The 23,973-nt window shown below is 53.7% G+C and carries 25 protein-coding genes; 7 read left to right on the top strand and 18 right to left on the bottom strand.

The window, feature by feature from the left end; all coding sequences use genetic code 11:
* Positions 1 to 26: 26 nt before the first annotated feature.
* The 5 genes from ureA to OSC10802_RS0108565 form a co-directional block, all read right to left on the bottom strand.
* Positions 27 to 329, bottom strand: coding sequence for an urease subunit gamma (gene ureA, locus OSC10802_RS0108585; RefSeq protein ID WP_017716380.1), 303 nt, complete (start codon positions 327 to 329; stop codon positions 27 to 29).
* Between the two features lie 113 nt (positions 330 to 442).
* Complete coding sequence (locus tag OSC10802_RS0108580) at positions 443 to 748, bottom strand: nucleotidyltransferase family protein (RefSeq protein ID WP_017716379.1); 306 nt, start codon at positions 746 to 748, stop codon at positions 443 to 445.
* 19 nt (positions 749 to 767) lie between these two features.
* Positions 768 to 1,658 carry an urease accessory protein UreD gene (locus OSC10802_RS0108575; RefSeq protein WP_017716378.1) on the bottom strand — a complete coding sequence of 297 codons (891 nt, stop codon included), beginning with the start codon at positions 1,656 to 1,658 and terminating at the stop codon, positions 768 to 770.
* Positions 1,655 to 2,968 (bottom strand): hypothetical protein, encoded by a 1,314-nt coding sequence (locus OSC10802_RS0108570; protein ID WP_017716377.1) that lies wholly within the window; start codon positions 2,966 to 2,968, stop codon positions 1,655 to 1,657. The genes OSC10802_RS0108575 and OSC10802_RS0108570 overlap by 4 nt, the downstream gene beginning before the upstream one ends.
* A complete protein-coding gene (locus tag OSC10802_RS0108565; protein ID WP_017716376.1) occupies positions 2,961 to 3,881 on the bottom strand; it encodes an SPL family radical SAM protein in 921 nt (306 codons plus the stop codon). The genes OSC10802_RS0108570 and OSC10802_RS0108565 overlap by 8 nt, the downstream gene beginning before the upstream one ends.
* Between OSC10802_RS0108565 and OSC10802_RS49205 the strand changes: the two genes are divergently transcribed.
* Positions 3,875 to 4,033: a hypothetical protein gene (locus OSC10802_RS49205; protein ID WP_155967461.1), complete on the top strand. Its 159-nt coding sequence runs from the start codon at positions 3,875 to 3,877 to the stop codon at positions 4,031 to 4,033. The genes OSC10802_RS0108565 and OSC10802_RS49205 overlap by 7 nt on opposite strands.
* Here OSC10802_RS49205 and OSC10802_RS49200 read toward each other — a convergent pair.
* Complete coding sequence (locus OSC10802_RS49200) at positions 4,027 to 4,212, bottom strand: hypothetical protein (protein WP_198525083.1); 186 nt, start codon at positions 4,210 to 4,212, stop codon at positions 4,027 to 4,029. The genes OSC10802_RS49205 and OSC10802_RS49200 overlap by 7 nt on opposite strands.
* Before the next feature lie 112 nt (positions 4,213 to 4,324).
* On the opposite strand from OSC10802_RS49200, the gene OSC10802_RS0108555 reads away from it, so the two are divergent.
* Positions 4,325 to 6,991 (top strand): DNA methyltransferase, encoded by a 2,667-nt coding sequence (locus OSC10802_RS0108555; protein ID WP_017716374.1) that lies wholly within the window; start codon positions 4,325 to 4,327, stop codon positions 6,989 to 6,991.
* A 95-nt stretch (positions 6,992 to 7,086) separates the two neighbouring features.
* Here OSC10802_RS0108555 and urtE read toward each other — a convergent pair whose 3' ends face one another.
* The 6 genes from urtE to OSC10802_RS0108520 form a co-directional block, all read right to left on the bottom strand.
* Positions 7,087 to 7,785 (bottom strand): urea ABC transporter ATP-binding subunit UrtE, encoded by a 699-nt coding sequence (urtE, locus tag OSC10802_RS0108550; protein WP_017716373.1) that lies wholly within the window; start codon positions 7,783 to 7,785, stop codon positions 7,087 to 7,089.
* A gap of 151 nt (positions 7,786 to 7,936) precedes the next feature.
* Positions 7,937 to 8,698 carry an urea ABC transporter ATP-binding protein UrtD gene (gene urtD / locus OSC10802_RS0108545; RefSeq protein WP_026098303.1) on the bottom strand — a complete coding sequence of 254 codons (762 nt, stop codon included), beginning with the start codon at positions 8,696 to 8,698 and terminating at the stop codon, positions 7,937 to 7,939.
* 52 nt (positions 8,699 to 8,750) lie between these two features.
* Positions 8,751 to 10,028 (bottom strand): urea ABC transporter permease subunit UrtC, encoded by a 1,278-nt coding sequence (gene urtC, locus OSC10802_RS0108540; protein ID WP_017716371.1) that lies wholly within the window; start codon positions 10,026 to 10,028, stop codon positions 8,751 to 8,753.
* Positions 10,029 to 10,256: 228 nt separating this feature from the next.
* Positions 10,257 to 11,414, bottom strand: a complete 1,158-nt coding sequence (gene urtB, locus OSC10802_RS0108535; RefSeq protein WP_017716370.1) for an urea ABC transporter permease subunit UrtB — start codon at positions 11,412 to 11,414, stop codon at positions 10,257 to 10,259.
* A 77-nt stretch (positions 11,415 to 11,491) separates the two neighbouring features.
* Positions 11,492 to 12,817: an urea ABC transporter substrate-binding protein gene (gene urtA, locus OSC10802_RS0108530; RefSeq protein WP_017716369.1), complete on the bottom strand. Its 1,326-nt coding sequence runs from the start codon at positions 12,815 to 12,817 to the stop codon at positions 11,492 to 11,494.
* A 301-nt stretch (positions 12,818 to 13,118) separates the two neighbouring features.
* Complete coding sequence (locus OSC10802_RS0108520; protein WP_017716367.1) at positions 13,119 to 13,751, bottom strand: hypothetical protein; 633 nt, start codon at positions 13,749 to 13,751, stop codon at positions 13,119 to 13,121.
* A gap of 855 nt (positions 13,752 to 14,606) precedes the next feature.
* Between OSC10802_RS0108520 and OSC10802_RS0108515 the strand changes: the two genes are divergently transcribed.
* The gene (locus tag OSC10802_RS0108515) at positions 14,607 to 16,535 is read left to right on the top strand and encodes an iron uptake porin (protein WP_017716366.1); all 1,929 of its coding nucleotides are present in this window, start codon (positions 14,607 to 14,609) and stop codon (positions 16,533 to 16,535) included.
* An 83-nt stretch (positions 16,536 to 16,618) separates the two neighbouring features.
* On the opposite strand, the gene ureG is transcribed toward OSC10802_RS0108515, so the two are convergent.
* The 5 genes from ureG to ureE form a co-directional block, all read right to left on the bottom strand.
* Positions 16,619 to 17,221 carry an urease accessory protein UreG gene (ureG, locus tag OSC10802_RS0108510; RefSeq protein ID WP_017716365.1) on the bottom strand — a complete coding sequence of 201 codons (603 nt, stop codon included), beginning with the start codon at positions 17,219 to 17,221 and terminating at the stop codon, positions 16,619 to 16,621.
* Entirely contained in the window at positions 17,218 to 18,009 is a 792-nt protein-coding gene (locus OSC10802_RS0108505; RefSeq protein WP_017716364.1) for a GNAT family N-acetyltransferase, read from the bottom strand. Before OSC10802_RS0108505 ends, ureG begins: the two co-directional genes overlap by 4 nt.
* A gap of 16 nt (positions 18,010 to 18,025) precedes the next feature.
* Positions 18,026 to 18,799, bottom strand: a complete 774-nt coding sequence (locus tag OSC10802_RS0108500; RefSeq protein WP_017716363.1) for a hypothetical protein — start codon at positions 18,797 to 18,799, stop codon at positions 18,026 to 18,028.
* Between the two features lie 63 nt (positions 18,800 to 18,862).
* A complete protein-coding gene (locus tag OSC10802_RS0108495; RefSeq protein WP_017716362.1) occupies positions 18,863 to 19,546 on the bottom strand; it encodes an urease accessory protein UreF in 684 nt (227 codons plus the stop codon).
* Positions 19,547 to 19,638: 92 nt separating this feature from the next.
* Positions 19,639 to 20,070, bottom strand: a complete 432-nt coding sequence (ureE, locus tag OSC10802_RS0108490; protein ID WP_026098301.1) for an urease accessory protein UreE — start codon at positions 20,068 to 20,070, stop codon at positions 19,639 to 19,641.
* Between the two features lie 142 nt (positions 20,071 to 20,212).
* Between ureE and OSC10802_RS54180 the strand changes: the two genes are divergently transcribed.
* From OSC10802_RS54180 to OSC10802_RS0108470, 4 genes are all read left to right on the top strand, one after another.
* Positions 20,213 to 20,446 (top strand): hypothetical protein, encoded by a 234-nt coding sequence (locus OSC10802_RS54180; RefSeq protein ID WP_017716360.1) that lies wholly within the window; start codon positions 20,213 to 20,215, stop codon positions 20,444 to 20,446.
* Positions 20,447 to 20,578: 132 nt separating this feature from the next.
* Positions 20,579 to 20,779 carry a hypothetical protein gene (locus tag OSC10802_RS0108485; protein ID WP_017716359.1) on the top strand — a complete coding sequence of 67 codons (201 nt, stop codon included), beginning with the start codon at positions 20,579 to 20,581 and terminating at the stop codon, positions 20,777 to 20,779.
* Between the two features lie 250 nt (positions 20,780 to 21,029).
* The gene (locus OSC10802_RS0108480) at positions 21,030 to 21,890 is read left to right on the top strand and encodes an Npun_R2479 family HD domain-containing metalloprotein (protein ID WP_017716358.1); all 861 of its coding nucleotides are present in this window, start codon (positions 21,030 to 21,032) and stop codon (positions 21,888 to 21,890) included.
* Between the two features lie 266 nt (positions 21,891 to 22,156).
* On the top strand, positions 22,157 to 22,471 hold the full coding sequence (locus OSC10802_RS0108470; RefSeq protein ID WP_026098300.1) for an urease subunit beta: 315 nt from the start codon (positions 22,157 to 22,159) through the stop codon (positions 22,469 to 22,471).
* A gap of 129 nt (positions 22,472 to 22,600) precedes the next feature.
* Here OSC10802_RS0108470 and OSC10802_RS0108465 read toward each other — a convergent pair whose 3' ends face one another.
* Positions 22,601 to 23,965, bottom strand: coding sequence for a C40 family peptidase (locus tag OSC10802_RS0108465; protein ID WP_017716355.1), 1,365 nt, complete (start codon positions 23,963 to 23,965; stop codon positions 22,601 to 22,603).
* Positions 23,966 to 23,973: the final 8 nt, after the last annotated feature.

Raw genomic sequence — 23,973 nt, 5'->3', positions numbered from 1 at the left:
AGTTTATTCAACTGAGAACCGCTATATTAGCGAATGGGGTTGTGTACTGTCACCAATTTTGTGCCGTCGGGAAAGGTGGCTTCTACTTGCACTTCTTGCACCATTTCCGGCACGCCTTCCATCACGTCTTCCCGCCCCAGCAAAGTGGTGCCGTAAGCCATTAAGTCTGCGACGGTGCTGCCGTCTCTGGCTCCTTCCATAATCGCGGCGGAAATATAGGCGACGGCTTCTGGGTAGTTGAGCTTTAAGCCTCTCGCTTTGCGGCGCTCCGCTACGAGGGCGGCGGTGAAAATCAGCAATTTGTCTTTTTCTTGCGGTGAGAGTTGCATTGCTATTCCTGCTCTTCTGGTGGTATAATGTTCTCTATAGAAAGTAGGGTGCGTTCCGCGAAGCGCGGAACGCTACTGCGGTGTCGAGCATGTGACGCAGGCGTACTGGGTCATCAATAAACATAAATCACCTGTGCTGAGTCAAGAACTTTCTGCCGGAAATAGCGACTGAGCTCTCCCGGTGTTCGCAAATCCACTTTGCGCCCTAACATTTCAGTAAGTTCAATCTCCATGCCGGCTAACTTAAAAAAACCGACTTTTTGTCCTGGCTCAAATTCTACCAGCATATCCACATCACTGTCAGGTCGGAAATCACTGCGCAGGACAGAGCCAAACAGTGAAAGTTTACTGATGTGATTGCGCCGGCAGAATTCGGCTATCCTGTCGTGAGGGATGTGAATGGGTAATTGGTCGATCATCGCGGCACCTCGCTGGGGTTCAGGTTGGCCAAACTCGCGGGGGACAGGCGGGGCGTCCCCAGAAGGACTGGCGCAACAGCTGCCAAACTCCTATAAACCAGTTTCTCACTTCGGCGGTAGAATTGCCACGATATCTGCACAGCAATCCATCTGTGAGGCGGGTTGCGCCGGCTTGATGATGAACCCCCCTGGCAGCCTCACCCCCAAACCCGCTCCCATCAAGGGAGAGGGGAGTGCGGAGGGAGCGGGCTTTTTCCACTAATTCTGGTGTCACCCGCACCCCAATCCAAGCGAGACTTCCCACTACAGGTTTTCCCGCTAATCCGTGGGGGCTGTTGAGGGTTTCTTCCCCACCGATTAACTGCTGCCGGTCAATCCAGAGGGGGCGTCCTTGCTGCCAAATTTCGGTGTGCGATCGCCAAAAACCTTGCAAAAATTGCTCCCCTCTGGCGCTGCGCCCGAAGCGGGTAATTTCCCAAATCAGTATGCTGGCTCCCGGTTCCAACTCCACCCGCAAATCTTGCCGGTAGATAGCATTATTATACACGATTGTTTCTTGCGGCAACCACTCCAAACAAGCGCCCCCGGCTATTTTGATTAGCGCGGTCTGTTTTGCTTCTAAGCCATTAGTGCGATAAATTTTGCCGGCTGCTGCGGTGGTGATTAAGGCGCGGGTGTCGGGGTGAAGGGTAATGTCGAAACAGAGGCGATCTCCCCCGACGACGCCGCCGGCGGTGTGCAAGATAACGCTGTGACAGACAGCGGCACCTTCGGGATAAAATGGGCGCTGCACCTTCAGGGGCGCTCCCACTCGCTCGCCAACCAGCTGTGACGTGCCGGTGCGGTTGGCGTAGATTAGGTTGAGGCTGCCTTGCCAGCCTGCCGGTGGTTGTTCTGTCACCTCGCTCATCCTCGTTGGGCTAAAATTATATAATCATCGAGCGTGTAGTGCGAGTTATAGTTTAATCCAAGGTGCTGGCGTAGCAGTGGATTCATAAAGGTCTGTGCGGGTAGATTTTTGCTAGCAAATCTCGCAAAATCAGCTCCCGGAAATGCCCTCTTGCCTGTGGAGTTCAGGTATTTATACCAAACTAATTTCAGGCCCATATCTCCCACCAATTGCTTAACCAGTCTTTGCTCCAGAGCGAGGTCTTCATTTTGCCTCTCATTATACTGCATGAAGAGCTTTTTGTCTTGAACAACCAGCAAAACGCAGCCTCCCTCTTTCAGGCAGCTCGCAAACATCTCTTTATAAATCTGGTAAGAGCGACTTCTTTTGCTGGGGTCAGAAAAGAAGCAGTGACAGACGACAGCGAAGTCAAAGAAGTTTTCAGGAATCTTGCGGTCGCTGTCCTGATAATCAAAGATATCAGTCGTGTCAAAGCGGAAGTAAGCGTTCGTGGCGTTTTGCTGGGGTTCTATGTAGCGCCGCCAGAATTGCAGCCCCCGGTATTGAAATAAATCCAGTTGCTCCAGAGAGTAGTAAGAAATGTGCGTGTTAGGCAGATCCAAGAAGGGACTGGCGCTTTTCAGGAACAGGGACAGACCGTAAGCAATGGTTGACGGTCCCGCCGCAATGTCAAGGATGTTGAGCTTAGCCGGCAGCAACCCCCCTCTGTAGATTAGAAACCAAGCCAGATAGGCGCAATAGACATTTTCCAGGAAATATCGCATGAAGTAGACGTGGGGAGTGAGCGGCAGACTGTATTGAGGGTCTTGCCCGCTTTTTAGCCGGTTAATATCTTCCTGCGCCTTTTTTAAACTGTCTGGCTTAATTTTATAAAGTTCTTCTTTTAAATAGGCTGCCAGACTGGCTTCAAACTCGTCAAAGACTTCCCTGTCAATGCCCGTACACTGCAGCAGATGTTCGTCGTTCTCCAAGAGTTTGAACTTCTGCCATACAGACTGGATAAATTCTTCGTTGGGCTGTACTAGATTCTCCGCCTGGTAAGATTCCAGCTGTAGCTTTAAAAGCTCTACCTCAAAATCCGGGAATTCAAGCTGGCTTAACTTTTTCCGCAGAGCGGCGACTTCTTGCTTGGAATGCTGTGCGGACTCCTCAGCCTTGAGCTTGTCCCGAAATAGCCTCTCCAGCAGGGAAAGCTTTGCCCCGGATTTCTGTATCTCTTGTAACATTTGCTTAGCTTGGCGAGTCTTGCCCTGTGCGAGGGCTGCGCGGAACTGGCGGGAGCGCCACCAATGGACAATCAGGTTAGTCATAGCCAAATCCCTCCTTTCCCTCCATTATCTCAATATGGGGTAACATAGTCTCCAAAGTTTTCTTAAAGTTTTGATAATTTTTTCTTCTCTCCCTGTACCACCATTCATATTTTTTGATTATCTCCGCCGCTTCTTGGCGGGTGCTGGCCACCAGGGAGCGTTCGTGGAAGTCGTGAAAGTCCTGAATCACAACTCGATCCACAACTTCCAGCTTGCGAATGAAAGCTGCTTGCTCAGCCGGCAAGGTAGGGAGCAGGGGTGTCACGGTTGCGGAAAATCGCGTTTCATGCTCGCAATCGCAGGGGATGCTGTGTTTCAGGGTGCCGATGGCCAGCAGTCTGGCTTTGATGCTGGGGGAGCGCGGCTCAAAATCTTTTCTCACAGATTCGCTGCCGGTGGGGACACTCATATTAATGCGGAGGCGCTGGAATTTTTGCAGGATATCAATATCTCTGACAATCATGGGGCTGCGGGTTTGAATCACCAGAGTGGGCTGGTAGTTTACCATAACTTCCAGCAGCTGGCGCGTCAGTTTTTGTTTCGACTCCACCGGCTGGTAGGGATCGGTGACGCTGCTCATATAAATGCTGGGGGGTTTGCCAGGGTTTCTCTTGTACCAGCGGGCAAGTTCTCGGTCTAAAAGTTCAGCAGCATTTTGTTTGACACTCACCCAGTTCCCCCAGTACTGGCGCATTTTTTCGTTGGGGCTGAATGCCGCTGCGTAGCAATAGCTGCACCCGTACTGGCAGCCCCGGTAAGGGTTGAGGGTGAAATCATAGCCGGCGATGTAACCGGTTGCTTTGTTAAGAATTGATTGAGCGTTTTGGGCGTAGACATTGGCGGTTCCGAAGTTCTCACGGAGTGAGATGGTGTGTTGGCCGGCAGTATATCCCTCATAGAGTAGCTTTGCCATTGTTTTTACCGCTAGTAGGTTCTCACACCGCCATAAACCGCACCAATCGCATCTTGGCTCTCGGAGCGCCGGTGCTTCCAGAGGCGACAGTGCCGCCTTTTTGCAGGGCGCAGTACCATTTTGCGGGCAAAGTGGAAGTGCTGTTCTACTGATAGCACCGATATGCCGGTGGTGTCAATAATGCAGCTGGGCGCTCTACCTTCAGGGGGACTCCGACTCGCTCGCCAACCAGCTGTGACGTGCCGGTGCGGTTGGCGTAGATTAGGTTGAGGCTGCCTTGCCAGCCAGAGTCAGGGGTATTTGCGGCTTGAGGGGTGGAAAACTGTCTCACAAATGTTAAATCTATGCTATTCTACCCAAAATAGCATTAAACTGTACTGAGAAACCCGGTTTCTTTAAGAAACCGGGTTTCTGAAGCAATCGCTATATTGGAGCAATGACTTATGCCGGCAACCCCGGAGAGCCTACAAAAGTTTGTCACTTACTGGAAACAACACATTACAGGAGATGAAAAGGGAGAGGCGCAGGTATTCCTCGACCGCTTCTTTCAGGCATTTGGCCACGAGGGGGCGCTAGAAGCCGGTGCGATTTACGAGGAACGAGTCAAGCAAGGTAGCCAAAAGGGCCAAACCGGCTTTGCGGATTTGGTGTGGAAACCCCGGGTGCTGATTGAGATGAAAAAACGGGGGGAAAACCTGAGCAAACACTATTCGCAGGCGTTTGATTACTGGATGCGGTTGGTGCCAGAGCGCCCCCGCTATGTGTTGCTGTGCAATTTTGACGAGTTCTGGATATTTGATTTTAACACAATGCTGGACACACCGGCAGACAGGGTGCCGGTGTCACAACTTCCAGAACGCGCCGGCGCTTTCGCGTTTATGGAGTTGGCTGAACGAGTGCCGGTGTTTCGCAATAATCAAGTGGAGATAACGGAAAAAGCCGCCAGTCGGATGGGATTGCTCTTCCGAGAATTGAAAGAGCGCGGTCAGAAACAGGGATTTGATGAATTAGCGGCGCAGCGGTTTGTTTTGCAGTGCGTGCTGGCGATGTTCGCTGAAGATAGAGGGCTGCTTCCCCAGGATATGTTCATCGCTTGCGTTCAGGAGTGCTTGAGTGGGGCGAATTCTTACGATGTGCTGGGGGGGTTATTCCGGGAAATGAATCAGCCGGGAATTACCCCAGCTGGGCGCTACAAGGGAGTTGATTACTTTAACGGGGGGTTATTTAAGACTGTCCATCCGATTGAGCTGACGCGGCGCGAGTTGGAAATTCTGGATGTGTGCGGGCGTCAGGATTGGAGCAAGGTGCGCCCCGCTATCTTTGGCAATATTTTTGAGGCGGCGACAGACAAGCAAAAGCGTCACGCGCACGGGATTCATTTTACCTCGGAAGCTGATATCATGCAGATTGTCCGCCCGACGATTAGCAAATACTGGGAGTCGCGAATTGAGGCGGCGGCGACAATTCCAGAACTGTCAGCCCTGCGCATGGAATTGCAAAGCTACCGGGTGCTCGATCCGGCTTGCGGTTCTGGTAACTTCCTCTATATAGCTTATCAGGAACTGAAGCGGATTGAACAGCTGTTGCTGGAAAAGTTATCCCAGCGCCGGCGCGGGGAAATAGCTCAGATAGAAATCAGTTTTGTGACGCCGGCACAGTTTTACGGTATGGATATCAATCCCTTTGCGGTGGAACTGGCGCGGGTGACTTTGATGATTGGGCGCAAGATTGCCATTGACAATTTGGGGCTGCGAGAACCGGCACTCCCTCTGGATACGCTGGATAAGAATATTGTCTGCCAAGATGCGCTGTTTGTCAAGTGGCCAAAGGCAGAAGCCATTATCGGCAATCCCCCATTTTTGGGCGGAAAGCATGCGAGGACTGTCTTGGGCGATGAGTACATGGAGCGGGTTTTTGAGCGCTTCCCAGAGGTGAGAGATTCGGTTGATTTTTGCTCGTATTGGTTCCGGTTAGCGCACGAACAGTTGGGCGAAAATGGCAGGGCTGGTTTGGTTGGGACGAATTCAATCAGTCAGGGGAAGAGTCGGGCTGCTACTTTGGAGTACATCACTCAAAATGGGGGATATATTTATGAAGCCATTTCCTCTCAACCTTGGTCAGGTGAGGCCAAAGTCCATGTTAGCATTGTGAATTGGAACAAGCAGCAACCCAAAGCTTGCTATCTGGACAATCGGAAGGTGGCGAGAATCAATTCTTCCCTGACAGCCACTACAGATGTGTCACAAGCGGTTCGACTTTCTGGCAATCTGAATAAATGCTTTCAGGGGGTGATTCCTGTAGGCAAAGGTTTTATTGTGACTGAGCGAGAGGTCAAGGCGTGGGTTAAAGCTGACCCGAAGAATCAAGACGTTCTCAAACTGTTTTCAATGGGGGCGAATCTGGCTAAAAACCCTCACGGAAAACCGGAACGCTGGATTATTGACTTTAATGATATGAGCCTTGAGTCCGCCAGCAATTATGTTTTGCCCTTTGAACACGTTAGAACAACTGTTAAGCCTGAACGGGATACCAACCGAGATAAAAAAGCCAGAACTGACTGGTGGAAATTTCTGCGAACTCGTCCAGAAATGAGAGAGGCTATCGCGCCGCTATCCCGCTACTTCACGGTTCCCAGAGTTTCCAAATGGGCGGTTTTCATCCCTGCGCCTCTCAGCTGGCTACCGGGCGATCTAAATATCGTTGTCGCCTCCGATGATTTCTACACTCTTGGAATTCTCACGTCTAAAGTTCACCGCCTCTGGGTTAAAGCTCAAAGCTCTACTCTCAAGGGCGACACTCGCTACACTCACAACACTTGCTTTGAAACCTTCCCGTTTCCCCAGACACCCAGCGGCTCCTTAGCCGAGCAAATTCGGACAGCAGCTGAGCAGCTGAATGAATATCGCACACAAGAAATGGAAAAGAAACAGTGGGGGATTACCCAGCTGTACAATCAATTTTTTGAGGAGCCGGCGAGCCAGCTGTTTCAACTGCACGCCGGACTAGATAAACTGGTGATGTCAGCGTATGGATTTGACGCAGGCGACAGTATTTTAGAGCAACTGCTGGAGTTGAATCAGCAGCTGGCTGACAACTTTAGCGCCCCATAGCGTATAATTGATTGAACCGCCAAGAACGCCAAGGTCGCCAAGAAAATTCCTCTTGGCGAACAGGCGCGTCTTGGCGGTTCATTATAAAATGATACTCACACCGCCAGAAACCGCTGAATCACATCTTGACTGAGTTCGCCGGTGCTTCCAGAAGCGACAATTCCGCCTTTTTGCATGGCGTAGTACCAGTCAGCTTGGCGGACAAAATGGAGGTGCTGCTCCACTAACAGCACCGATATGCCGGTGGATTCAATAATGCGGCGCACCGCCGCTTCAATTTCCAAAATGATAGAAGGTTGAATCCCCTCGGTGGGTTCATCTAGCAGCAGTAATTGGGGATTTCCCATCAGCGCACGAGCGATAGCTAGCTGCTGCTGCTGCCCCCCGCTCAAGTCGCCTCCCATGCGCGAAAGCATGGTTTTCAACACAGGAAATAGCTCAAAAATCTCATCAGGTACAGATTGGTTTTTCGGGCGATCGCGCCGCGCCTCCAAACCCAGCAGCAGATTTTCCCTCACCGTCAGACGGGGGATAATCTCGCGCCCTTGCGGCACATATCCAATTCCCATGCGAGCGCGGCGATCCGGAGATGTGCCGGCTATCAGTTCGTCGCAAAACTTAATCGTGCCGGTGCGCGGCTTAATCAGCCCCATCACTGTTTTCAGCAGCGTAGTTTTGCCCACACCATTGCGCCCGATCAGGCACACCATCTTCCCCGCCGGCACATTTAAATCCACCTGGCGGAGGATGTGACTCTCACCATAATAAACATTCAGCCCAGACACTTGCAACATCATATCAATTGCACTCCCCTGGCGACTAGAAGTCGCGGCTATACAAACAAAGTCCGCCTGCGCGGACTAATGAATTTGAAGCCCGCACCGGCAGGCTTTCGCAGTTCCCCGAAACCGGGTTTCTTTAAGAAACCCGGTTTCTCGATCCGCCTTAATTCGCCTCGCCCTCAGTTGCCGGCTTCCCCAAATATACCTCTATCACGCGCGGGTTATTCTGCACTTCCTCAATACTCCCCTCGCACAGCACCGAACCCTCGTGCAGCACCGTCACCTTGCGAGCAATTTGCCGCACAAATTCCATATCGTGCTCAATCACCACAATCGAGTGACTTTCTGCGAGCGAGAGGAGCAACTTGCCGGTGAGTGCCGTTTCTTCATCCGTCAAACCGGCAACCGGCTCATCCACCAGCAGCAAATCCGGTGACTGCGCCACCAGCATCCCAATCTCCAGCCACTGCTTCTCCCCATGAGATAGAAACCCAGCTGTTATATCCGCTTTCGTCACTAACCCAATCGTTTCCAACAGCTGCACCACCGTTTTGCGCTCCGATGCCGGCGTGCGGCTCCATAATGTTGATAGCACATTTTTGTTGCGGTTGCAAGACAGCTCCAGATTCTCGCGAACCGTCAGGTTAAGGTAAACGCGAGGGGTTTGGAATTTGCGCCCAATTCCCATGCGGGCGATTTGATGTTCCGAGAAGGAGCGCAAATTCTGCCCTTTAAACATCACCCGCCCTATTGTGGGCTTCACTTTGCCGGTGATCGCATCCAGAAATGTGGTCTTGCCGGCACCATTTGGGCCAATTATCACGCGCAACTCACCGGCATCCATGCTGAAGTTCAGCTGGTTCAGGGCTTTAAATCCGTCAAAGCTGACGGTTAGGTTTTGTATTTGTAAGATGTTCGGGCTCATATTTATGGGGGGAATTTTTTGAACCGCCATAGACGCCAAGAGCGCCAAGAGGTTAGTTTTCCAGTTCTTCGCGCTCGCGCTGCACTTCGGGGCTGTCTTCTAAGCTGGGGTAAGTTGCAACGTGCCGGCGCAATCTCAGTCGGGATTGCAGCTGATCGATTCCTTGGTTGCGCAGCCAGCCGACTAAACCGCTGGGAAGTGCCATGACGACAATCAGAAACAGCGCCCCTTGGAAAAATAGCCAGACTTCGGGGAATTTTTCGCTGAGAAGGCTTTTGGCGTAATTTACCGCCAGCGCCCCTAAGATGGCTCCCACCAAGCTGGCTCGCCCTCCGACTGCGACCCAAATTACCATTTCAATGGAGAAGGCAATATCCATTGCTTTGGGGGAGATGATGCCGGTTTGCAGGGTGAACATGGCACCGGCAATGCCGGCAAGCCCCGCAGAAATGGCAAAAACCACTACTTTATAGCCGGTGGGATCGTAACCGGAAAAGCGCACCCGACTCTCATCATCGCGAATGGCAATTAGCAAGCGCCCGAAGCGCCCGCTCGTCAGCCACCGGCACAGCGCGTATGCGCCCGCCAGCAGCACCACCGTAACGCTATAAAAGACAAACTGCGTCTGAGTTGCGCTCACCGGCATCCCAAAAATCGTTTTGAAATCTGTCAGCCCGTTGGTGCCGTTAATCAGTTTTTGCTGTCCGTTGAACAGGTTGAAGAACACAATGGTCGCCGCTTGTGTTAGAATGGAAAAATACACCCCCCGGATGCGGTTGCGGAACACCAGATAGCCCAGGAAAGCTGCCACCAAAGACGGAATCAGGATCAGGGCTGCGGCGGTGAAAGTGAAGGAATAGAACGGCTGCCAGAACCAGGGGAGTTCTGTCACCCCGTAGAGGCTCATAAATTCAGGCAGCTGCGAGCTGGCATCGGGGGGGATTTGCAGCTTCAGGTGCATAGCTATGGCGTAACCGCCCAAGGCAAACAGCACCCCGTGCCCGAGACTGAGCATGCCGGTGTAGCCCCAGATTAAGTCAATGCCGAGGGCGGCAATAGCCAGCGCCAAAAATCGCCCCAGCAAGTTGAGGCGAAACTCGGAAAGCGCCGCCGGCACCGCCAAGATCAAAACCAGCGCAACCCCCGCGACAGCCGCCGCTTCAATGAATAGCCATAGCTGCTCAGGGAGAGTTGGTAAAATACTTTCTCCCAACTCTTTTTTCCCGTGCGACTGCGTGCCGGCAAGCCGGCTCTGCCTTTCTCCCTGTCTTCTGTAAGGAAAGTGGTAGATTTTCAGACTTTCCCGGTTCCCTTTTTCCCCTTCTGGCATTCTCTCAAACTCCTTTTTTCCCTGTTATACCAAGTTGAGATATAGCGGTTCTCAGTTAGATGAACTATGGCCCAGAAACCCGGTTTCTTTAAGAAACCGGGTTTCTCAGTACCTCACTAATATGAGAAAGGCTATAGATAGTATTTTTTCCGCCCGACGCCCCCCTTGATGCCCCGGGTTTAAATCCAAAATCCACGCATCCAAAATCCACAATCCAAAATCCCCCCCTCAAGCATCCACCGCCCGCCCCTTCTGCGGGAAAATCCCTGCAGGGCGCACCTGCAGAAAAGCAATAATCAGCGCAAACACCATCACCTTCGCCATACTCGCCGTGGCAAAAAACGAAAAGAAATCAGCCAGAGGCTTGACATTTGACAGCATCAGTGCTAGCGTTCCCGATCCTATCAGATAGTTCGCCGTGCCAATCGCCAGCGCCGCCACAATCGTCCCCACAAGTTTGCCAACACCGCCGGTGACAACCACCATAAAAGCGTCAACCACATAATTCTGACCCGTATTTGGCCCCACCGAACCCAGCAAACTGATCGCACAGCCGGCAACCCCAGCGAGTCCAGAACCCAAGGCAAACGTCAGGGCGTCCACTGTTTGAGTGGGAATCCCCAAACACGAACTCATGTTGCGGTTTTGCGTCACCGCCCTGATCCGCAAGCCCCAGACAGAACGCTGCAAAAACAGGTAAATGCCGGCAACACAAACAGCAGTCAGCCCGATAATAAACAGTCGCGTATAGGGCATCTGAAAATTCCCCACCGGCAGCCCCCCTCGCAGCCAGCTCGGTGCCGTCACATCCACATTTTGCGCCCCAAACCAAGGCTTCGTCACTGCCAGTTGATACGTCTGTCCCAAAAACGCGCCCGCCGCACCGGCAATCCCCAGCGACAGAGGCAAAATCACCGCCACCGCGCCCCCGCGAATTCGCTCAAAATCCGCTCGCCGCGACAGCACCCACAGCCCCCCAAAAAACAGCCCGCAAAACAGCCCAATCCCAATCGCCAGCACCCAGCTGACACTGCGCACAAATTGCTGCAAAATCAAACTCACGCCCCAAGTCGCCAGCAGCGTTTCCAGCGGACGCCCGTAGAGAAAGCGGACCGCAACCCGCTCCAAAACTAACCCCGCCCAAGCCGCCACTGCGAACGCACACACGAGGGCAAAGAAAATATAAAAATCCGCCCAAGGCGCTCCCAGCAGTTTGAAGCCATTTTGCACCACAAAAGTCGTGTATGCTCCCAGCATCATCAGCTCGCCGTGAGCCATATTAATCACGCCCATCAGCCCAAAAATAATAGCCAGACCCAGCGCCGCTATCAGCAGCACCGAGCCAATACTAATTCCATTAAACACACCGTCTAGTAATTGCAGCACCCGCTCCTCCGTGCGATTTTGGATTTTGGATTTTCTCTCGTTCCCAGGCGGAACCTGGGAACGAGGGATAAAACTCTTTAGATCGCCTTGAACTTACCGCCTTTAGCCGGATCTGACCAGTCGCAGGAAAAACCTTTCGTTTCTTTAACGAACTGATTCCAGGGTAGCGGATCAACGGCCTTGGGCGTCGAGTAAACAATCTCAAACAAGCCGTCATCCCGGACTTGTCCCAGCCGCACAAACTTAGCCAGGTGATGGTTATTTTCCAATTTTACCTGACCTCCCGGCGCTTCAAACGTCTGGCCCAGGGCAGCTGCTCTCACCTTCTCCAAGTCGTCAGCTGTCCCAGCTTTTTCCACCGCCTGCTTCCACAGGTAAACCATAATATAAGCTGCTTCCATCGGGTCATTCGTCACCCGGTCTTTACCATATTTCGCCTTAAAAGCTTCCACGAATTTCTTGTTTGTCGGTGTGTCCACCGTCATAAAATAGTTCCAGGCAGCATAATGGCCTTTTAGCGACTCTGTGCCGATGGCCTTGACTTCTTCTTCCGCAATGCTCACCGACATGGAGGGATATTTATCTGGCCCCAAACCGGCCCCCTGCATCTGTTTGAAGAAAGCCACATTGCTGTCCCCGTTGAGGGTGTTAAAAATCACGCCCCCCTCTGGCAGTGCCGCCTTTATTTTAGCAATCAGCGGCGTCACTTCTTGGCTGCCCAAGGCCAGGTAGTCTTCGCCCACCACTTCACCGCCTTTGGCTTCCAGTTGCGCCTTGATGATGGTGTTCGCCGTGCGCGGAAACACGTAGTCCGAGCCAACCAGGAAGAACTTTTTGCCCTTATTTTCCAGCAGCCAGTCAACTGCCGGCTCGATTTGCTGGTTGGGGGCTGCGCCGGTGTAGAAAACATTCTTAGAGCACTCTTGCCCTTCGTACTGCACAGGATACCACAGCATGTGGTTTTTCTGCTCGAACACCGGCAGCACCGCTTTGCGGCTGGCAGAAGTCCAGCACCCGAAAACAGTCACAACTTTATCCTGGTCAATCAGCTTTTTCGCTTTTTCCGCAAAAGTGGGCCAGTCAGACGCGCCATCTTCCTGAATCGCCTCAATTTTCTTGCCCAGCACCCCACCGGCACTGTTAATTTCCTCAATCGCCAGCATCTCCGCGTCCACGACGCTCTTCTCACTAATGGCCATCGTGCCGCTCAGCGAGTGCAGTATTCCCACTTTAATCGTATTGCCGCTGCCGGCGGCTCCAGCCGGGGATGGAGAAGAGGCCGTAGTGGCCTGACTCCCTGTCTGTGCCGGCGGATTTTGACCGCAAGCCTTCAGCAGAATGCTGGTTCCCAAGGTTGCAGAACCGTATAATAGAAATTTACGCCGGCCAAACCGCCTTGCCATACTCTAACTTACCCCAATTGTGTTTGCAGACATTCAATGTACCGTGTGATACTAGGGCTGCGGCACCCCCTATTTTGTAATCTACGCTACAAAATAGCCGCTTTCACCCCCTGCCGGCAAAAACTTAATTTAATTTTTATAATCTCCTCTCCCCGCAGGGTGGGTAAGCGTTGCGCAACCCACCACACAAACTATATATAGCATTTCTCAGTTGGATGAACTATGGCCCAGAAACCCGGTTTCTTAAAGAAACCGGATTTCTCTGTACCTCATTAATATGAGAGCCGCGATAAAGTAATTGCTAATCCCGAATGGGGCCTCTTCCTTCTATAGCAGCAGAAGCCAACGATTTCCATCCTTCCTCAAGCTCCGGGTGCGCCTGCAAAAAACTCTCTATCGCCGCTTTCTTTCCAGAATGCTGCAAATTCGCTAACCCATACAGGGCGCTCGCCCAACAGTCTGTAGAGGGAAGTTTGAGAACCTGCAAAAGAGCTTGAAGCATCGCCTCTCCCACTCTCTCCTCTGCAGGTTCTTCTCCATAATAGCGAAACCAGTTCCACCACATAGAACAAGTTTCATCCAAAGGGTTCTTGACAAACAAACGTTCGCAAAGAGTGACCATTGAGAAGATGCACTCTTCCCGAAGCGGCCAGGAAACATCTTTTTGCCATATCCAGTTTGGCAAGTTTATCCAGCTGGAAAGATACCCGAATCCTTGTATGAGCTGCTCTTCGCTATATCTATCGAGCAGGAAGTCAGGGGTTCTGAAAAGTCGAGCCACATACGGCAAGAGATGTTCGAGATCGCCGGTCCATTCCCATTCTGCCGCGTGATGCCAGGGGGGGTCAGTCACGGGATGGTCAAAGGCGAAATCAACCCACTCTTCAAAAGAATATTCGTTAAGATTGATTCCCTCATCAGAGTAGCTGTACATAATCTATTTTGGATTTTGGATGCGTGGATTTTGGATGCGTGGATTTTAGCGGGTTTTCTATTAATGAAGTACGGAGAAACCCGGTGAGCGTAGGGGCGGGAAAGAGTGCCATCGGTGTCAATTTAAGCTCCTGGCGATTGAAAGAGATTGTTGGCGAATTCGTGAGGGGTTAGACCTCTGGCTAGTTGGCCAGGTTCCTGGCGATTGAAATCGCGGCTATACAGACGAAGCCCGCCTACCCTTCGGGAAGGGCTTCGCCCAACGCGGGCTAAGAGTAGATCGATACTCTCACAAACTGCGCGGTTTTTCCTCCTCCGGGCTTGAGCTGGGAACGAGGAAACTTGGGGGTGGGGTCTTACCCTACATCAAGCACGCCAACAGCTTCTTGAAATCGCGGCACTACAACCAAGTCCGCATGACAAGGACTTAAGAGAAGAGCTAGAATCTTAAAACCCTTGCCTTGCGGGTTTTGTCTGTATAGCTGCGGTTTCAACCGCCCAGAGACTGCGGGACACAGCTTAAGTTGAGACTAATGGCCCCTGTGCCCGCCCTCTTCCGGGTTTCAAAGGGCTACTTTATCCAACTGAAACCCGCGATATCTTATGGACTTAACAGCTCTTTTGAGATGGTAGGGCTGTGCCTTCCCGAAAACTTGTTATCTCTGATACAGAATATTCACCGGCAGCCCGCAGGTGGGAGAAACTTAACCTAATCTTAACAATTGGCGTCCCGCCGGCCCAAACCGGAGCGGCGCAAACCTGCCGCACAGAGGCAATAATGTAGCGCAGATAACATATTGCCAGAAGCGCCTCTGCTAAAAGTTGCCTATTCAACTGCGTATAGGTGTGAGAGAGAATGCGTACTGCTGTTTGGCACTTGCTGACGCTCAGTGCGGCAATTGTGACGTACCAGCTGCTTGACACAGCAGCCACAAGGGCGGAGGGAAACCAGGGGGACTTGCCAGAGATGCCGGCACCGGCACAACTGCAAGAGTTCAGCCCGGATAACTTGCCGGCACCGGCACCGGCACAGGCACCGGCACCGGCACAACTGCAAGAGTTCAGCCCGGATAACTTGCCGGCACCGGCACAGGCACAGGCACCGGCACAGGCACCGGCACAGGCACTGGCACAGGCACCGGCACCGGCACAACTGCAAGAGTTCAGCCCGGATAACTTGCCGGCACTGGCACCGGCACTGGCACCGGCACTGGCACAGGCACCGGCACCGGCACCGGCACAAATGCAAGAGTTCAGCCCCAACACAGAGCCGGTATTGCCCGAAACAGAAGTGATGGAACAAGTGACATCGGTGTCTCAGCTCTCCGATGTCCAGCCCACAGACTGGGCCTTCCAAGCCTTGCAGAACCTAGTAGAGCGCTACGGGTGCATTGCCGGCTATCCCGACGGCACCTTCCGGGGGAACCGAGCGATGACGCGCTACGAATTTGCTGCCGGTTTGAACGCCTGTTTGGAGCGGATCGTGCAGCTGATTTCGCGAACGGACACATCCAACTTAGCCACCAAAGCGGATTTAGCCACCCTGAACCGGCTGCTGCAAGAATTCCAAGCCGAACTGGCCACCCTGCGGGGTCGCGCCGACGCCCTAGAAGCGCGCACCGCCGAACTGGAAGCCAATCAGTTCTCCACCACCAGCAAACTCACCGGCGAAGTAGTATTCGCCGCCAGCGATATTATCGGAGAGACAGACACCGGCCCCGGGTCAGTGCCCAACTTTTCCGAGCGAGTGCGGCTCAACTTCAATACCAGCTTCACCGGCAAAGATCACCTGTTAGTCCGCTTGTATGCCTCCAACAGCCCTAACTTAGGTATCTCCGCCGGCACGAACATGGCCCGCCTCCACCCAGACCGGGGCAACGACAACAATTTCGACATCGATTTAGGCTGGTACAACTTCCCCCTCGGCGACAGGGGCAACGTATTGATCGAATTTGCCGGTGGCAAACTAGATGATTTCGCTCCCTCCCTCAACGCCCTTGATTACGGCGGCGCAGCCCTGGGCACCATCTCCCAGTTTGGGCAGCGCAACCCCATCTACCGGCTCAGCGGTGCCGGTGTCGGTGCCGGCATCACCTACAACTTCAGCAAATCCCTCGGCGTCTCCTTGGGCTATCTCGGCGGCAACTATCTCTCCGCTGGCGATCCGACTCCCGGACGAGGTCTTTTCGATGGCACGTTTGGCGCTATCGCCCAACTCACCGTGCGCCCCAGCGACAGTATCGGTCTGGGTTTAACCTATGTCCGCTCTTATTTTACCGGCGAAGATGTCACCAATAATAACGTCAGCACCGGCGGCGGAGTCGGCAGCGCCCTAGCCGAAAAACCTTTTGGCAATGCCGCCACCACCGCCAACTCCTATGGGCTGCAAGCCAGTTTCCGGCTCAGCCCCAGGTTTACGCTAGGCGGCTGGGTTGGCTGGACAGAAGCAACTGCTGAAGGCAATGGGTTTAATGATGCTGGACTTCAAGTAGCTAATGACGGGGACACCGCCACACTTTTAAACTGGGCCGTCACCTTAGCTTTCCCAGACCTGGGCAAACAGGGCAATTTGGGCGGAATTGTCGTGGGGATGCCCCCCAAACTGACTGATAGCGACGGCGCTGAAGATCGGGACACTTCTTTGCATTTAGAGGCGTTCTATCGCTACCAAATCACTGATAGTATCGGCATCACTCCCGGCCTGATGGTAATTGTCAATCCGGAACACAACGACAATAACAAGACCATGTACGTCGGCACCGTCCGGACTACGTTTAGTTTCTAGCTAGCCGGCAGTTCTGGCGCAGGACAGGCCGAAAAGCCTGTCCCAATCTCCTTGAGGGTGGGGAACGCGAAGCGTTCCCCACCCTACAGAGTCCCTGCATGGAAGCGGATAAAATCGCTCACAGCCTCCAGCCCTTCCCGCGTCTTTAAATTCGTAAACACAAAAGGCTTGTCCCCCCGCATCTTTTTTGCATCCCGCTCCATAACTTCCAGGGAAGCCCCCACATGAGGGGCCAGGTCAATCTTATTAATCACCAGCAAATCCGATTTCGTAATTCCCGGCCCACCTTTGCGAGGGATTTTGTCACCGGCAGCCACATCAATCACATAAATGGTCAAATCTACCAGCTCCGGACTGAACGTAGACGCCAGGTTGTCGCCCCCACTCTCGACAAACACCAGGTCTAAATCAGAAAAGCGCGCTTCCAGCTGTTCAATTGCCACCATATTAATAGAAGCGTCCTCGCGGATAGCGGTGTGGGGGCAGCCGCCGGTTTCCACTCCCACAATCCGCTCCGCATCTAGCGCCTGAGAGCGCACTAAAAACTGGGCGTCTTCTTGCGTGTAAATATCATTCGTAACGACAGCAATTTTGTGCTGCTGCCGCAGAGATTTGCACAGGGCGTCAACTAAAGCTGTTTTTCCCGACCCAACCGGGCCGGCAATTCCCACGCGAAATGCACTCACACTGCCTCTCCTTCTATGTAATTTAGCTGCGCGTCCGCCACGCGGAAGCCGGTGCGCCGGTAAACCGCCTCAGCAACAGTGTCACCGCCAGACAGCCAAACCAGATCGCCGCCCCGCTGGAAGTGGTCCCGCACCAGAAAGCTGCTGAGCGCTGACGCCACACCGCGCCGGCGCAGCGCCGGCACAGTGCCGACACCGGCGAGTTCCGCAACCCCTTCCAGCGGCATGGTGCAGCCACCGGCTGCCGGCACCCCATTCCAGCTTGCCAGAGCGCAGCGCCAGCTGCCGCGCCGCAAGTGCTCTCGCAACTGCGGGATTTGGAAAATGCCCTCAAAGCCGAAAGCTTGGCTGAGCACCGACTCGAAGGTGGCGAGCGTGCCGGTGTCGTCGGGAGTGTCCAGCAATCGCACTTCCACCTCTGGCGCTTGGAACGGCTGGAAGTCGGCTGGCGCGCACAGCATCAGGGGCTGGCGCGCCTGCAGCTGCAAACCGGCTCGCTCCAAGGCGGCGGGCAGTTCTGGCCACAGGGACTCGCTGAACTCAAAGCGGAGAGTGCGCCGGCGCTCCCGAAACAGGCGCTGCAATTCAGCCAGCGCAAGAGCCACCTCGCCGGCGCTGCCCAAGGGTGCCACCGGCACCGCGCAGCTGAGCCAAATCATATCTGAGGACCGGTCAATTGTCCCTTGAAATGGCCCGACTGTGACCGCCTCCCGCCCTTGCGCTGCCACTTTGCTGGCACTCTCGGCGATGCGTCGCAACTGGTTAAGTCTCGATTCCTCTGCGCTCATCTTTTCAGGATTTCCATTAATTTAAATTTGGCTGTTTGGCTGTCCCCACCAATCTAAAATTCTCAGCCTCGTTCCCTACTAGCCCCTCTTCAAAGTGCATAAAATCTATCCTGGCCCTGTCTTTTTTTATCCCCAAAAACCGGGCCATAACTAGAAACCTGTCCGCTTCAAAAAGGCATGCCATCCAGCGGGTGAATAGCTCCTCATCTCCAGGCCCCTCAGCATATATAGCATACCTTTCCCAGGCTGTCTCCGCTCTATTTCTCTCCTCCTCTGACATGTCTACCGGGTGGAACCAGCCGGCAACCGTTTGCAATTCAGTACCGGGCACGCAATAGGGCAGCAGTACATCGGGCTGCCCCCGGAAGCGGTTTCGTTCGGCTTCAGGCACTTTAGCGCCATAGCGTAACCGCTCGACCAACCGCTTGAGAATTCCGCCCCCCTCCACTTCTTCCCCAAAATAGTATAGCTCGGAATATTCTAATTCGTCAATCTGTGAGTTATACTTATCGAGCAGTTCGCCCCTGTCGTACAGTTTGTAGAGCAAATAGATAGTGTCATCAACGATAAAAACAAATACTGCTGTGGACAGGCGGCAGGACAGCTCCCGCGCAATGTGGTTGATTTCGCGATAGTTCTGCGCTCTCCACGAGGATTCAGTATAGACCGAAACCCAGCCGTTTTCGGCGGCGGACACATAGGCGCGAGTGCGGCTCACACATTCTAGCACTTTAGCGACATCATCGGGCGAGTCTGAACGGACATGGCAATTGGCAAAGAAAGCACACATTTTATTTTTTGACAGCAACACCCCCAAAACTCTCTAGCTGGTAATTGCCGGATGAAAGCCCAGTTAACTGCGAAATAGACGCGCGTACAGGGTTTCATGGTTCATGCTAGCCAGGGAAAGCCCCCAGCCGGTGCAGCTGAGGCTCTCATCATCTAAGGATAGAATTTCTCGGGCAGCATGAATTAGTGCCGGGTGGGAATTTAACAGCAGATGCTGGCCGGCTGTCTGGCCGAGGGGAATCAGTTTAACACCGGCACCGATTAAATTCGACGCCCAGCTGTGCAAATAGCCCAAAACAGCGGCAAATTCGTCAATTTGCCAGTGAGCGGCTGCGATGCCCATTGCTACGGAAAAATTGCACGGACTCCCGCAAGCGCTCACCGGCACCTGCAGCTGCGGCTCGAGCGCCACTAGCAGCCGGCTCAGAGCGCTGCCCATCTGCCAGCTTTGCTGGCGCAACTCTTCTGTTTCCCTGGTTGCCGTCGCCCAGGCATTCCAATAAGCCAGAGCCTCTAGATCCCCGGTGCCGGCAGCCCTCAAGGCGCGCACCATCACCGCCGCCTCCACCCGCACTGCCCCATATCGCAGGCAGTGCGCCAGCCAGCGCTCCAAGGACTGCCGGCTGTCAATCGTGCCGGTGGCGATCAGGGTTTCCAGCCCTTCGGAATAGCTGTATGCGCCCACCGGCAGCGCTGAAGAAGCCAGCTGCAGCAAAGACAGGAGCGCAAAGTCGTTTAGCTCTATCATAAAACCTGCTCAATGTCAACACTGCAGGGTGGACCTATAGGCGTAGGGCAGGCGTCTCGCCTGCCCTCAGTGTCTAATGTCCTAAGCAATTTTCAGTGGCTGCCATAAGCGCCGGTTTCCGGGTGAAAGGGAGCGACTTCCTCTCGCACCTGAACACCGAGCTGTTCCAGCATTGCCTGGAGTACGGAATCCGGTGACAGCCGCAGGTAGGTGGGGGCGATTTCCACCGGCACGTGGCGATTGCCCAGATGATAGGCGGCGCGCAGCAAGTCCAGGGGGGTGTTGGCGGTGACGGTGAGCACCGGCTCGGGGAAGGCAATCACTCGCACCAGCAAGTCGCCCGATGCCGGTGCCAGCAAGTCCCCATCGCGCAGCACCGTCCCTCTGGGCAGGTGGACAGACACAAACTGGGAATCGATTTCAAACCGGTGGCGGCTTTTGGTGCGCTCAAAGGCGGTGAGAGCCAGAGTCAAGCTGGCGGCGGCTTCTGGATCGGCAGGCTTGCGCTGTGTCAGGGTTAGCATTGCGAGAGCGGGTGTGGGGAGGTCGGATTTTGAACTGAGTGCCGGCGGCATTTATTTTGCCAGCCACTTCAGCAACTGGGCGTCAGCAACAGCAGAATTGCTAAAAATAGGTTAGAGCAGTCCTGCCACCTGTGAGGTTTGTATGGAGTTTGCCGGGGGAGCGTATTGGCACAGCAGGAGCAAAGACTGCCGGAAAGCCCTGGCGAGAAAAGCCGGAAAGCCCCTAGCAGAAGCGTCTTGGCGAAAGGCTGCCGGTGTTTTCTCTCCTCAGGCCGGTGCTGCTGCCCAGTGCGTTTGCAGTGGGGTGGGGAGTCGGGGAAGGCGGTTAAGCTCACCCCTCTCCCTACCCCAACTCAGAAAAGCGAGAGATCGCTGACTCAGATCACCAGATCGAAGAGATTTAAATCACTCCCTAGCCTCAATAATATCACACCAACCGCACGAGTTCCATCACACAAGTGCGGGAAAAAAGATTTAACATTAAGTTAATAGTCTTGGAGGAAGGGTGATGCAATATATAGGGGGGCTGCCACAATTCAATCTTTCAGAAGTCTGCTTCCAGGCTTGGAAAGGTGGGCTGATTAGGGAAGAACACCGGCAAGAGCTAAGGTCCGTGCTGTTAAACGATCGCATCAGCGAGCCAGACTGCAGGATAATCAACCGGCTGCTTTACGCGGTTCGCCGGGGGTGGCTGGGAGTCGCGGACTGAACCGCCAAAAATCCTGCCCTCTCAACCATTCGGCTCAATATGGTCTATCATCTATATAAATCTCGGCTCTCCCGCAGTCGGGTTATAAGCGCAACTTATAAAAAAGAGCCAAGGATAGCTGGATAACAAATTTACCCAGCCTTGCGCCCTGTGCCCGACAAGAGGGTTTTACACCACCACCGTGGGAGAGCCTAACTCTCTAGCCGTTTTTGATAGAGTGGTGACAAGCCCGATCGGGTGAGGAAATGAGATGTTTAACTGCACTGAACTCCTAATTGACACTTTCGCTCAACAGCTAAAAGCTGCTTACCACCGCACCTACGGGGGTTACAAGCCGGACTATGCCGACATTATTGTCTGGGCCGGCAATATGGCGCTGGAAAATATTGCCAACAGCGACGCTCTCTATCACAACGTCGAACACACTATCTTAGTCACCTTAGTGGGGCAGGAAGTCCTCAGGGGGAGGCACATCCGCGAGGGGGGCGTTTCCTGTGAGGACTGGCTGCACTTCACGATTTCCCTGCTGTGCCACGACATTGGGTATGTCAAGGGCGTCTGCCGGAAAGACAGACCGGCAGAAGGACTCTACGCCACGGGAACAGACGGGAAGATGGTGATCCTGCCCCCCGGCGCAACCGATGCCAGTCTCACCCCCTATCATGTGGATCGGGGGAAACTCTTTATTAATGAGCGGTTTGGCGGTCACCGGCTGATTGATGCCGAGGTGATCAAGCGCAATATCGAGCTGACTCGCTTCCCCGTGCCCAAAGACGAAGACCACCAAGACACCATCAACTACCCCGGACTGGTTCGCGCCGCCGATCTCATCGGTCAGCTGAGCGATCCGCGCTACCTACAGAAGATTAGCGCCCTGTTCTACGAGTTTGAAGAAACGGGCGCGAATAAAGGTCTGGGCTACCGCCATCCGGGAGACTTGCGCCAAAACTACCCGAAGTTCTACTGGAATGTGGTCCATGCCTACATCCAGGACGGACTTCGCTACTTGGAACTCACGCAGCAGGGGAAACAGATTATTGCCAACCTCTATGCCAATGTGTTCCGCGTCGAGCACGAAACCGCTACAAGCGTGGTGCCAATGGCCGCTTAAGCGAGCCGGCTTTCCCCGCACTTTCCCATTACCCTGTCCTGAAAACAGCCGGTTTTCTCTTGGGAAAACGGCTTTTTCGTTTTTTCGGGGGGGATTTCGGGTATTGGGGATGCAAGGATTTTGGATGCAAGGATTTTGGATGCAAGGATTTTGGATGCAAGGATTGATTGTTTTGCCCCATGCGCCATGCGCCATGAGCCATGCGCCATGCCCCATGCCGCATGCCCCATTGCTATAATAGCCCTGCAGACATTTGGCAGCTGGCCATGATTCCAGGGGAAATCACCGTACAGGAAGGGGAAATTGAACTCAATGCCGGTCGGACTGCTGTTACCCTACAGGTGGCCAATCGCGGCGACCGGCCCATTCAAGTTGGCTCCCACTTTCACTTCTATGAAGTCAACGAGGCTTTGGACTTTGACCGCGAACAGGCGCGAGGGATGCGCCTCGACATCCCCGCCGGCACTGCTGTCCGCTTTGAGCCTGGAGATCAGCGCTCAGTCCAGTTAGTGCCCTTTGCCGGCAGCCGCGAAGTTTATGGCTTCAACGGCAAAATTAATGGCCGGCTGGATGGAGGGTGAGTTTCAACAATAAGTAGCGTTCCCCCTTGGGGGAACGCACCCCAGACATGGGACAGGTAAGATGCCTCTCCCTGTCCGTAAGAGCAAGCGTTCCGGCCTTGCCCTCAACTAACTGTCCTTGCTATAATTTTAAATCCCCCCAACGCGCCCCCCGCCAAAATAGATTTCTTGCAAATAGTTGTCATAATCGCCCCCACCTTTGAGCGCACTAATCTTGACGCCACTGTAGCCACCTTTCGTGGAGGAGTGAATGAATTGGTAATTGCCGATATAAATCCCTACATGAGTGGCATATTTTCTGTTCTGGCTGAAGAAGACTAAATCTCCCGGACGCAACAGGTCAATTTTTTGCAACGTCTCAGCCACCGGCTGCGTGTAAAGCTGCTGCTGGTCAGCATCCCTCGGCAAATAAATATTCCCGGCGCGGAAAACCGTTTGCGTGTACCCGCTGCAATCCAAATTCTTCCCAACCGCTCCCCCCCACAGATAGGTTCCTCCCCCTTGCTTTCCTTTGGGGAGAAATTGTTTGGCAATCTCAATCAGTGCCGGTCTGCCAGCCGTCGCTGGGTTGAGGGATACATCCTGACGCTTCAGCTGAATAACAGGCATGGCTTCCGGTTTGGCGGACTTGGCAGGAATGACTGCTCCCAAAACGTCCGGTGATTTGCCACTGGTTTTGTCAGTTTCTTTGACAGGAATGTACTTGAGGCGAGTCCCGAAGTAGACTTCTTGCGGCTGCTTAATTGTGTTCGCGAGCGTGAGTTTCGGCGACTTCACCCACTCCTCAAAAGTCGCCGGCTCCGATTCCATTATATCGCGCCTCGGTATCCAGGCAATATAACCGTCATCTTCAATCCGCACCCGGACAAACTGTTTGTCCGCACTGTACTCTAAGAGTTTCACCGGCGTCCCCAAACGCACTTGCGTGGCTAAGTTGCCACCGGCTTCTTCTTTCGGCTGCACATACAGGTTGCTGTAGGGCTTGACTGTAATGCCATAATCTAACCCCACACCCTCATACGGGAAAATCTCTACCCGCAACCGCGCCGTGTTCTTGAAGCTCTCTGCTGCCACCTTTTCAATTAACTCTCTCTGTTGCTTCGTGAGGACTTTTCCTTTGAGAACCGGCACATTATTATCCCATTCTATTCTAACATCCCAAACCGTCTCCCTGTCAAGCCAGCTGGGAGCGGATAAGCGAATCGCATTGCCCTGGGTTTGTGGGGTGAGTTGAAAGTCCACTTGCCGGCGCTTGAGTTCCTGTTGCAGGAGTTCGGACATCTGCGGTTGCAAGGTTTTGACAAAGGTTTGGATGGCAGCCGGTTTATTCAGTGGCGGCTGTGCCGGGATGGCAGCCGGTTTATTCAATGCCGGCTGTGCCGGGATGGCAGCCGGTTTGTTCAGTGCCGGCTTGCTAACACACCCCGCAAGCGCGAAGGGTAACAGCGCAGCGAGGAGAGGAGCTTTTTTCAGGTGAAGTGGGCGCAATATCATATAAAATT

Source organism: Kamptonema formosum PCC 10802 (assembly GCF_000332335.1).
Taxonomy (GTDB): domain Bacteria; phylum Cyanobacteriota; class Cyanobacteriia; order Cyanobacteriales; family Oscillatoriaceae; genus Oscillatoria.
Note: the sequence above shows the minus strand (reverse complement) of the source record. Positions and strands in the feature narration are given on the sequence as shown.

Bases quoted from the DNA above. Each gene is read 5' to 3' on its own strand.
- urtD (WP_026098303.1), bottom strand. From the start codon at position 8,698: ATGAGCCCGAACATCTTACAAATACAAAACCTAACCGTCAGCTTTGAC.
- ureA (WP_017716380.1), bottom strand. From the start codon at position 329: ATGCAACTCTCACCGCAAGAAAAAGACAAATTGCTGATTTTCACCGCC.
- OSC10802_RS0108465 (WP_017716355.1), bottom strand. From the start codon at position 23,965: ATGATATTGCGCCCACTTCACCTGAAAAAAGCTCCTCTCCTCGCTGCG.
- OSC10802_RS0108580 (WP_017716379.1), bottom strand. From the start codon at position 748: ATGATCGACCAATTACCCATTCACATCCCTCACGACAGGATAGCCGAA.
- OSC10802_RS0108500 (WP_017716363.1), bottom strand. From the start codon at position 18,799: ATGTGTGCTTTCTTTGCCAATTGCCATGTCCGTTCAGACTCGCCCGAT.
- OSC10802_RS0108485 (WP_017716359.1), top strand. From the start codon at position 20,579: ATGCAATATATAGGGGGGCTGCCACAATTCAATCTTTCAGAAGTCTGC.
- OSC10802_RS0108480 (WP_017716358.1), top strand. From the start codon at position 21,030: ATGTTTAACTGCACTGAACTCCTAATTGACACTTTCGCTCAACAGCTA.
- OSC10802_RS0108515 (WP_017716366.1), top strand. From the start codon at position 14,607: ATGCGTACTGCTGTTTGGCACTTGCTGACGCTCAGTGCGGCAATTGTG.
- urtA (WP_017716369.1), bottom strand. From the start codon at position 12,817: ATGGCAAGGCGGTTTGGCCGGCGTAAATTTCTATTATACGGTTCTGCA.
- OSC10802_RS0108570 (WP_017716377.1), bottom strand. From the start codon at position 2,968: ATGACTAACCTGATTGTCCATTGGTGGCGCTCCCGCCAGTTCCGCGCA.
- OSC10802_RS0108565 (WP_017716376.1), bottom strand. From the start codon at position 3,881: ATGGCAAAGCTACTCTATGAGGGATATACTGCCGGCCAACACACCATC.
- OSC10802_RS0108505 (WP_017716364.1), bottom strand. From the start codon at position 18,009: ATGAGCGCAGAGGAATCGAGACTTAACCAGTTGCGACGCATCGCCGAG.
- OSC10802_RS54180 (WP_017716360.1), top strand. From the start codon at position 20,213: ATGGAGTTTGCCGGGGGAGCGTATTGGCACAGCAGGAGCAAAGACTGC.
- OSC10802_RS0108555 (WP_017716374.1), top strand. From the start codon at position 4,325: ATGCCGGCAACCCCGGAGAGCCTACAAAAGTTTGTCACTTACTGGAAA.
- OSC10802_RS0108470 (WP_026098300.1), top strand. From the start codon at position 22,157: ATGATTCCAGGGGAAATCACCGTACAGGAAGGGGAAATTGAACTCAAT.
- OSC10802_RS0108520 (WP_017716367.1), bottom strand. From the start codon at position 13,751: ATGTACAGCTACTCTGATGAGGGAATCAATCTTAACGAATATTCTTTT.
- OSC10802_RS0108495 (WP_017716362.1), bottom strand. From the start codon at position 19,546: ATGATAGAGCTAAACGACTTTGCGCTCCTGTCTTTGCTGCAGCTGGCT.
- ureE (WP_026098301.1), bottom strand. From the start codon at position 20,070: ATGCTAACCCTGACACAGCGCAAGCCTGCCGATCCAGAAGCCGCCGCC.
- OSC10802_RS0108575 (WP_017716378.1), bottom strand. From the start codon at position 1,658: ATGAGCGAGGTGACAGAACAACCACCGGCAGGCTGGCAAGGCAGCCTC.
- urtE (WP_017716373.1), bottom strand. From the start codon at position 7,785: ATGTTGCAAGTGTCTGGGCTGAATGTTTATTATGGTGAGAGTCACATC.
- urtC (WP_017716371.1), bottom strand. From the start codon at position 10,028: ATGCCAGAAGGGGAAAAAGGGAACCGGGAAAGTCTGAAAATCTACCAC.